Raw genomic sequence first — 9049 nt, 5'->3', positions numbered from 1 at the left:
TAGTCCGACCAAGCGACCCGGAAAGCAACAGCCCAAAAGACCCTTTACACAGAGATTGCGCGACCGCCAAAACGGTCATTACGGCCCAAAAAGCAACAGTCGCGAAATGACGTCTCCGTTCCATAATATCTATTATGCGAATCGCGGGTATGGGCGTCCGGGCAGGCAGACGCCGTGAAACCTGGTTTCCCCTGCCGCCCCATGGGCCTTTGAGTGCAATCCCGTTGAAGCGTGTCCGCTTCAGCGCTGAGGAGATACCCGGCGGAACCACTCGCTTTTCTGCAGCCGCCGCAGCGCTTCGAGATCGATATCGCCGACGACGAGATCCGGCGCCGTGCCGCCCATGGCGACGATCCGGCCGAGCGGATCGACGACGACCGAATGGCCGTCGTCCTTGGGGGCCGGATAATTGGCGACGGCGATGGCCATCACGGTCTCGAAGGCCATGGCGCGCACGCCGCACAGCCGGACGTCGCCGATTTCGGGGTCGTCGCGCAGCCAACAGCTATTGGGAACGAGAACCACCTCGGCGCCCTGCCGGACGAGATCGTCGGCCACGTCGGAATATTCGCGGTCCATGCAGATCATCATGCCGACCGACACCTCGCCGGCGTTTGTCGGCAGGCGAACCACGGCCGAACGGTCGCCGGCGGCGCAGGCCTCCTCCGGCGCGTCGAAGAAGCAGATGTGACGCTTGCGCTGGTGAAGGACGATTTCCCCCGAAGTATCGATCAGGAGTGCCGCGTTGAACGGCTGCGGCGCGGCGCGCTCGAGCAGCGTCGCCACCACGGCGATACCGTGGCGGCGGGCGGCCGCGCGGAACCGGCCGATGAAGGCGCCGTCGAGCGGTTCGGCGGCCTCGATCCAGGCGGCGCGGGCGGCCGGGTCCGCGGGATCGAAGCGGGCGTAGCCGTTGGAGATCATCTCGGGAAAGACGACGACATCGGCGCCCTCGCCGGCCGCCCGGCCAACGACGGCGTCGAAGTCGGCGCCGGCGGTCACCTGCGCCAGCGCGATCCGCAATCGGGGACCGGTCACGGCATGTTCCTCCATGGCCGGCCATCCTCGGTCTTCGCCGGCCGCTACGTCAAGCCAGCATGAACGAACGCATGGAGATCGAGCCGAGATCGATGCCCTCGTTGAAGAAGCTGAGCTGGTCGGCCTTGTCGGCGACGGCCAGCGGATAGAGGGACGGTAAGAAATGCTCGAACGTCGGATGCGACAACTGGGCGATGCGGCCGAGCTTCGGCGCGTCGACGACGGACTTGTAGTCGCCCTTGCCGATCGCCTCGGCCATGCGGGCGTCGAACTCTTCGGCCCAGTCGTAGGCCGGTCCGCCGCCCCAGGCGATCGCCCGGAGATTATGGACGAGATTGCCCGAGCCGATGATCATCACGCCGCGCTCGCGCAACGCCTTCAGCTCCTCGGCCAGCGCGAAGTGCTCCTCGGGCGAGCGGCTGAGGTCGACCGATAGCTGAAACACCGGGATGTCGGCCTTGGGAAACATCTGGATCAGCACCGACCAGGCGCCGTGGTCGAGGCCCCAGCGCTCGTCGGGCTCGATGTGGTGGTTCTTCACAAGGTCGATGGTCGCCTCGGCATAGCCGGGGGCGCCCGGCGCCGGATAGCGCTGGGCGAACAACTCGTCGGGAAAGCCGCCGAAATCGTGAATGGTGACCGGATGGTCCTTGACGTGCACCAGCGTGACGCCGCGCGTCATCCAGTGAGCGGAAACCACCAGGATCGCCTTGGGCACCGGCAGGCGGGCGCCGAGCTCACGCCAGGCGCGGCTGTAGGGCGTGTCCTCGATGGCGTTCATCGGGCTGCCATGGCCGACGAACAGGGCCGGCATGCGCGGCGTCGTGGGAAGATCGGCGAAGTGACGACCAAGACCAGCCATGATCGAACTATCCTTTCGGAGGTCGTCTCAAGCCGACCTCTCCTCGGCCGCACGGGACGCGGCCATGTTCGACCCAAATCTAGAAAGCCAGTTCCTGTGATACAAGCCAAGGCTTTGTGACTATATTGTCCTTCAATGGTGAACAGTCATGGACGGAGCACTGCCCTATCCGGCGCACCCCGGCGAAGCCGCTAAACCAGCTGGCGGCAGGACTGGCGGACCACCAATGGACAGGGCACCAGCACCTGCGGCACGACCGGCCCGTCGATTTCGCCATTGACCCTGCCGAGAATATCGACGGCGATGCGGCCGATTTCGAAATATGGCAGCGCCACGGAGGTCAGCATGGGCTTCAGCGTGCGGGTGATCACCGCCATGTCGTCGAACCCGATCACCGAGAGGTCGTCGGGAACCGACAGGCCGAGTGCGGCCGCCGCGGCGTAAATCTGCACCGCGATCTGGTCGTTGCCGCAGATAATGGCGGTCGGACGGTCGGCGCGCCGCAGCAGGCCGAGCGCCGCGTCATAGGCCACGAGGTCCTCTCCGCCGTCCGGCCGGGTAATAAAGCCGGGGATTTCCAGGGCGGGATCGTAGAGAAGCCCGCCTTCGGCGAAGGCGGTGCGATAGCCGGCGCCCCGCAGCACCGTGGCGCGCAGCACCGGGCTCAGCGACACGATGCCGATGCGTCGATGGCCGAGCTCGATCAAATGGCGGGCTTGCGTATATCCCCCTCCCTCGTCGTCGGGGACGACAGAGGAATGGCTGCGCCGCGCCGAATAGCAATTGGCAAGCACGATGCCGCGCTCGAAATCGGGAGCGCCGAGGTCGACGGGGCGATGATACATGGTGGCATAGACGACGCCCGCCACCTTGTGGGCGCGGAACACCCGCCAGTATTCCTGCTCCTGCCCCGGGTCGCCGTCCGTATTGGCGATCAGCATGGTGCGGGATTGCTCCCTCAGGCCCGCCTGGGTCCCGCGCACGATGTCGACCGAGTAAGGCGTGGTGGCCACGGCATCGGTCATCAGGCCGACCACCGAGGAATGCGACATGCGCATCATGCGGGCCGCGTGATCCGGCACGTAGTGCATGCGCCTGATGATCTCGGCCACGGCTTCCCGCGTCTTGCCGTTGACCGCCGGATCGTCGTTGACGACGCGCGACACGGTCTTGGGCGACACGCCCGCCTCGCGGGCGACATCCTTGATCGTAACCAACTACCCCTCCCCGGCCGTTGATGACATCGCTGTCACACGCGACAGAAAATCAGGTTGTGACACCGATGTCAATCAGGGGAATGCGGAGGGAAGGCGATTATTGGTCACGAATTTGGCTATGACATTTATTTTCTTGTCCGCATGGACAAAGAAAACGGCGCTTTCGGCCTCATCCGAGACAACTTCGGGACAAAGGCAAGCGTAAGAGGCGATGGAGGCGCAGGGCGGCAAACCGGCACGGCTGCCGCGCCTGCCCTGCCCCGTCCGGTCAATGCCGCGGGAAGTTCAGCCCCATCTCCCGGTAACGCTCGGGGTCGTCGGCCCAATTCTCGCGCACCTTGACGTAGATGAACAGGTGCACCGGCCGTTCGAGGATGTCCGTCAATTCCTTGCGGGCGGCGATCGAGATGGCCTTGACGGTCTCGCCGCCCTTGCCGAGCACGATCTTCTTCTGGCTTTCGCGCTCGACGAAGATGGTCTGCTCGATGCGGGCGGAACCGTCCTTCTGGTCCTTCCACTGGTCGGTCTCGACGGTCGAGGAATAGGGCAGCTCGTCGTGGAGGCGCATGAACACCTTCTCGCGGGTGATTTCCGCCGCCAGCATGCGCATCGGCAGGTCGGAAAGCTGGTCCTCCGGATAGAGCCACGGCCCTTCCGGCACGCGCGCGGCAAGATGGCCGAGGAGATCCTCGGTGCCCGAACCGTTCAGCGCCGACACCATGAAGGTCGCCTCGAAACCGACGCGGGCATTGAGGTCGGCGGCCAGCGCCAGCAGGCTCTCGCGCTTCACCGTGTCGATCTTGTTGAGGATCAGCACCTTGGGATGCCGGAGCTCGCCGAGCTTGTCGACGACCTGCGTCACTTCCTCGGCCAGGCCGCGCTTGGCGTCGACCAGCAGGCAGACGACATCGGCGTCGGCCGCTCCCGACCAGGCGGTATCGACCATGGCGCGGTCGAGCCGGCGCTTCGGCGCGAAGATACCCGGCGTGTCGACGAACACCACCTGCGACGAACCGTGCATGGCGATGCCGCGCATGATGGCGCGCGTCGTCTGCACCTTGTGGCTGACGATCGACACCTTGGCGCCGACCAGGCGGTTGAGCAGCGTCGACTTGCCGGCATTGGGCGCGCCGATCAGCGCGACGAAGCCGGCGCGGGTGGGCAGGTCGGCGGACGGGGCGGATTCGTCGGTCATCGCGTCTCTCTCCGGAGGCGGAAGGGTGGCCAAGATTAAGTCATTCCTTTCGGACTGAATAGCGAATGTAAGGATCGGTTACGGATTGGTTTTTATCCCTCTCTGCAACTCTCCCCCACAAGGGGGGAGAGGGTTCGTCGAGCCGAACGGAGATTGCTTTCCGGCCGATCGGTTCCGACTGGAACCAAGCCGTGCCCTCTCCCCCCTTGTGGGGGAGAGTTGGAGAGAGGGGTGAGGCCGAAGGCCTTCGGCAACCAACGAGTTCCCGACGCATCGACCGCCAGCGGCAGTTCCTTCACCCCACCCGATTGGCCAGTGCCTCCGCGGCGGCGGCCTGCTCGGCGTCGCGCTTCGACTTGCCCTGCCCTTCGCCGACCTGCTCGCCGTCGATGGTAACGACGACGCGGAACGTCGGCGCGTGGTCGGGGCCGGAGCGCTCGACGATGGCATAGGAGGGAAGCCCCTGCCCGCGGCCCTGCGCCCACTCCTGCAGCAGCGTCTTGGAATCGCGCAAGGGGCCGGTCAGGCTTTCCATGCGGGGTTTCCAGTTGCGCAGGACGAAATCCTTGGCCGCGTCGAAGCCGCCGTCGAGGTAGATGGCGGCGATCACCGCCTCGGCCACGTCGCCGAGGATCGCCTCCTTGCGGCGGCCGCCCGACTGGCGCTCGCCGGTACCGAGCCGCAATACCGAACCGAGGTCGAGGTCGGTGGCCACTTCGGCGCAGGTCTCGCGGCGCACCAACTGGTTGAGGCGGCGGGCAAGATCGCCCTCCTCTTCCCGCGGATAGGCGGTGAACAGCATTTCCGCCACCACCAGCGCCAGCACGCGGTCCCCGAGGAATTCGTGGCGCTGGTAGCTTTCGTGCGCCACCTGGTCGCCGGGCACGGCGCTGCGGTGGGTGAGCGCCCGCAGAAGGCCGGCGCGGTCGTTGAAACGATACTGGAGGCGCCCTTCGAGCGCCTCCAGGATCTGTGCCTGATGGTTGTTCATGGATCAGTTCAGCATGGAAAGCATGCGGTCGACGCGCACCGTCCAGGGCCAGGTCCAGAACATCCAGGGCTTGGCGCTTTCGTCGATGGAGAAGAAGATGACCTGCGCCTTGCCGACCAGATGGTCGAACGGCACGTAGCCGACGCCGGAGCCGTCGATGCGGCTGTCGGCGGAATTGTCGCGGTTATCGCCCATCATGAAATAATGGCCCGGCGGCACCTCGAACTCGCGGGTGTCGTCGCCGGCCGTGGTGCCCATGTCGAGCGTGTCGTAGGATACGCCGTTGGGCAGCGTTTCCCGCCAGATCTGCGCCTTGATGTCGTTGCCGAACGGCCCCTTCTCGACGAATTCGCCGGTATGCTCGCGCTTGATCGGCTCGCCGTTGATGAAGAGCACGCCGCCCTTCATCTGGATCTTGTCGCCGGGCAGGCCGATGACGCGCTTGATGTAGTCGGTCGAATGGTCGGCCGGCAGCTTGAACACGACGATGTCGCCGGCCTTGGGCGCGCTCGCCCAGATGCGCCCATCGAAGGGGGCAAGGCCGAAGGGGAAGGAATATTTGCTGTAGCCGTAGGAGTATTTCGACACGAACAGGTAATCGCCGATGAGCAGCGTATGCATCATCGAGCCCGACGGGATCGAAAAGGGCTGGAACAGGAAGGTGCGCACCACGAGCGCAAGAAGTAGTGCCTCGACGATCACCTTGATCGTCTCCCAGATGCCGTCCTTGGATTCCGCACGCTGTTTGGTCGCCGACATGTGGCCGCCCTTCAATCGGAGTCTCATTCCGAACCCCTGCCGGCCGAAGCGACCGATCCGCGGCGGCCCGGACCTCGGCGCCTTTTATCGGAGCGGCACCGGCGACGCAACGAAAAGCCGAAAAGCAAGCCGAATTGTGGCGGCTCAGCCGCTGCTCCCCGGCCAGTCCGGCGGCCAGGCCGAGATCACCACGAAGGCCTGGGCCAGCGGATAGTCGTCGGTGATGGTCACGTCGATGCGGGGAACGAGGCCCTTTGGCGTCAGCGCCGCCAGACGCGCCGCCGCCGAACCTTCGAGACGCATGGTCGGCTGTCCGGTCATGAGATTGACGACGCCCATCTCGCGCCAGTTGACTCCCATGCGGATGCCGGTGCCGAGCGCCTTGGAGCAGGCCTCCTTGGCGGCGAAGCGCTTGGCGTAGGAGGCGGCGCGGTTGGCCCGGCGATCCGAGCGCTCGCGTTCGACATCGGTGAACACCCGCCTGACGAAACGCTCGCCGAAGCGCTCCAGCGTCTTCTCGACGCGGCGGATGTCGATCAGGTCTGAACCGATACCGATGATCATGGCCTACCCGTTGACGCGCTCCACCTTGCTGACATTGGGCAGCACGCGCAGCTCGTTGAGGATCTGCGTCAGGTGCTTGATGTCCCAGACCTCGAGGTCGACGACGATCTCGTGAAAGTCGGGCGTGCGCCGCGCCATGCCGATATTGTCGATATTGCCGTCGCTGTCGGAAATCGCCTTGGCGATGCGGGCGAGCGAGCCGGGCTCGTTGAACGACTGGATGGAGATGCGGGCGGGGAAGCGGATCGGGTCCTCGCTGTCGATGTCCCAGCGCACGTCGAGCCAGCGATCGGGCTTGTCCTCGAAGGCGACCAGCGCCGGCGATTGGATGGGATAGATGGTGATGCCGACGTCCGGCTCGACGATGCCGACGATGCGGTCGCCCGGCACGGCGCCGCCATCGGGGGCGAAGCGCACCGGCAGGTCGGCGGCGACGGTGCGGATCGGCAGGCCATGGGCGCGGATCGAATCGGAATCGCCGTGGAACTTGATGCCGGCCTGGGCGGCAAAGGAGAACCAGCCGCCTTCCTGCCGCTGCGCGGCCGTCTGCCGGGCGGCCCGTTCCTCGCGATAGGCGGGGAAGCAGGCCTTGAGCACGTCGGCAGACGGGATCTCGGCGCGCCCGACGGCGGCGAGCAAGTCCGGCACCGTCGGTTGCGACAGGCGGGGCAGCGCCTGCTCCAAGAGCGCATCGGTCAGCTCCCGGCCCTCGCGCGAAAACACCGTCTCGAGCACCTGCCGGCCGAGCGAGGCGAACTGCTTGCGCGTCGCCTCGCGCGTGGCGCGCCGGATGGCGGCGCGGGCCTTGCCGGTGACGGCGATGGTCTCCCAGGTCGGCGGCGGCACCTGCGCCTTGGAGCGGATGATCTCCACCTCGTCGCCGTTCTTCAGCTCGGTGACCAGCGGCGTGATGCGGCCGTTGATCTTGCAGCCGACGCAGGTGTTGCCGATGTTGGTATGGACCGCGTAGGCGAAGTCGATCGGCGTGGCGCCGCGCGGCAGGGCGATCAGCAGACCCTTCGGCGTGAAGCAGAACACCTGGTCCTGGAAAAGCTCCAGCTTGGTGTTTTCCAGGAATTCCTCGGGGCTGGCGCCCTCCGACAGGGCCTCGACGGTCTGGCGCAGCCAGGCATAGGCGGCCGTGTCGTCGGCGAGCTGCGGCAGATGTCCGCTCTCGCTGATCTTGTCCTTGTAGAGGGCGTGCGCGGCGATGCCGTATTCGTTGACCTGCTGCATGCCGTGGGTGCGGAACTGCAGCTCGACGCGCTGGCGATGCGGGCCGACCACGGTGGTGTGCAGCGACTTGTAGCCGTTCGGCTTGGGCGTCGAGATGTAGTCCTTGAACCGGCCCGGCACCGTTCGCCACAGTTGATGGACGACGCCGAGCGCCCGGTAGCAGGTGTCGACGTCGTCGACCAGCACACGGAACCCGTAGATGTCGCTGAGCTGCTCGAAGCCGAGCTGCTTGTCGATCATCTTGCGGAAAATCGAATAGGGCTGCTTGCGCCGCCCCTTGACGACGGCGGCGATGCCGCGCGCCTCGAGGTTTTCCTTGAGCTCCTTCTCGATGTCGGCGATGAGGTCCTTCTGCAGGGCCTCCATTTCATCGAGGCGGGCCTGGATGGCGCTGAAGGCGTCGGGATGCAGCGTCTTGAAGGCGATGTCCTCGAGCTCGTCGCGCATGTCCTGCATGCCCATGCGGCCGGCCAGCGGCGCATAGATCTCCATCGTCTCCTCGGCGATGCGGCCGCGCTTGCTTTCCGGCGCGAAATGCAGCGTGCGCATGTTGTGGAGGCGATCGGCGAGCTTGACCAGCAGGACGCGCAGGTCCTCGGCGATGGCGAGCAGCAGCTTCCTGAGATTTTCCGCCTGCGCGGTGCGCTTGGAGACGAGATCGAGCTTCTGGAGCTTGGTGAGGCCCTCGACCAGCTGGCCGATCTCGACGCCGAACAACTGGTCGATTTCCTGCCGCGTGGCGTCGGTATCCTCGATGGTGTCGTGCAGGAGCGCGATGACGATGGTCGCGTCGTCCACCTTGAGGTCGGTGAGGATGGCCGCCACTTCGAGCGGATGCGAGAAGTAGGGATCGCCCGAATCGCGTTTCTGCGTGCCGTGCTTCTGCATGGCGTAGACATAGGCGCGGTTGAGCAGACCCTCGTCGCAATTGGGGTTGTAGCGCTGCACCCTTTCGACGAGTTCGTACTGCCGCATCATCGGGGACGGTCACTCCTCTCCTTGCCGGGCGCTGCGAATCCGCTTTCGGGCCGGCTTCTAAAATCAAGCTATAGCAACACCAATTCGGAAAGTAGTTCATTCATGACGGCGCCGGCGGAAAAGCGAGACGAGCCTTTTCAATCCGTTGCCGACAAATGAAAACGGGCGAACCGAAACCGGTCCGCCCGCCAAAAGCGTCAGCCGTGATC

At 65.5% G+C, this 9049-nt stretch carries 8 protein-coding genes; all 8 read right to left on the bottom strand.

Annotated features, from left to right (window positions below; genetic code table 11):
• Positions 1 to 240 precede the first annotated feature (240 nt).
• The 8 genes from CJ014_RS23350 to CJ014_RS23315 all read right to left on the bottom strand — a co-directional run bounded on the left by CJ014_RS23350 (position 241) and on the right by CJ014_RS23315 (position 8840).
• Complete coding sequence (locus CJ014_RS23350; RefSeq protein WP_100082913.1) at positions 241 to 1053, bottom strand: carbon-nitrogen hydrolase family protein; 813 nt, start codon at positions 1051 to 1053, stop codon at positions 241 to 243.
• A gap of 34 nt (positions 1054 to 1087) precedes the next feature.
• Positions 1088 to 1900 (bottom strand): 4,5-DOPA-extradiol-dioxygenase, encoded by an 813-nt coding sequence (ygiD, locus tag CJ014_RS23345; RefSeq protein WP_100082912.1) that lies wholly within the window; start codon positions 1898 to 1900, stop codon positions 1088 to 1090.
• A gap of 191 nt (positions 1901 to 2091) precedes the next feature.
• Positions 2092 to 3117, bottom strand: coding sequence for a LacI family DNA-binding transcriptional regulator (locus tag CJ014_RS23340; RefSeq protein ID WP_100082911.1), 1026 nt, complete (start codon positions 3115 to 3117; stop codon positions 2092 to 2094).
• 268 nt (positions 3118 to 3385) lie between these two features.
• Positions 3386 to 4312, bottom strand: a complete 927-nt coding sequence (era, locus tag CJ014_RS23335) for a GTPase Era (RefSeq protein WP_100082910.1) — start codon at positions 4310 to 4312, stop codon at positions 3386 to 3388.
• A gap of 295 nt (positions 4313 to 4607) precedes the next feature.
• Complete coding sequence (gene rnc, locus CJ014_RS23330; protein ID WP_100082909.1) at positions 4608 to 5303, bottom strand: ribonuclease III; 696 nt, start codon at positions 5301 to 5303, stop codon at positions 4608 to 4610.
• 3 nt (positions 5304 to 5306) lie between these two features.
• Entirely contained in the window at positions 5307 to 6062 is a 756-nt protein-coding gene (gene lepB, locus CJ014_RS23325; protein WP_100082917.1) for a signal peptidase I, read from the bottom strand.
• 144 nt (positions 6063 to 6206) lie between these two features.
• A complete protein-coding gene (gene acpS, locus CJ014_RS23320) occupies positions 6207 to 6626 on the bottom strand; it encodes a holo-ACP synthase (protein ID WP_100082908.1) in 420 nt (139 codons plus the stop codon).
• A 3-nt stretch (positions 6627 to 6629) separates the two neighbouring features.
• Positions 6630 to 8840, bottom strand: a complete 2211-nt coding sequence (locus tag CJ014_RS23315) for a RelA/SpoT family protein (RefSeq protein WP_100082907.1) — start codon at positions 8838 to 8840, stop codon at positions 6630 to 6632.
• Positions 8841 to 9049 lie beyond the last annotated feature (209 nt).

The sequence above is a fragment of the Pleomorphomonas carboxyditropha genome (genome assembly GCF_002770725.1).
Classification (GTDB): domain Bacteria; phylum Pseudomonadota; class Alphaproteobacteria; order Rhizobiales; family Pleomorphomonadaceae; genus Pleomorphomonas; species Pleomorphomonas carboxyditropha.
The sequence above is the reverse complement of the archived record's forward strand: the minus strand, read 5'-3'. Positions and strand labels throughout refer to the sequence as shown.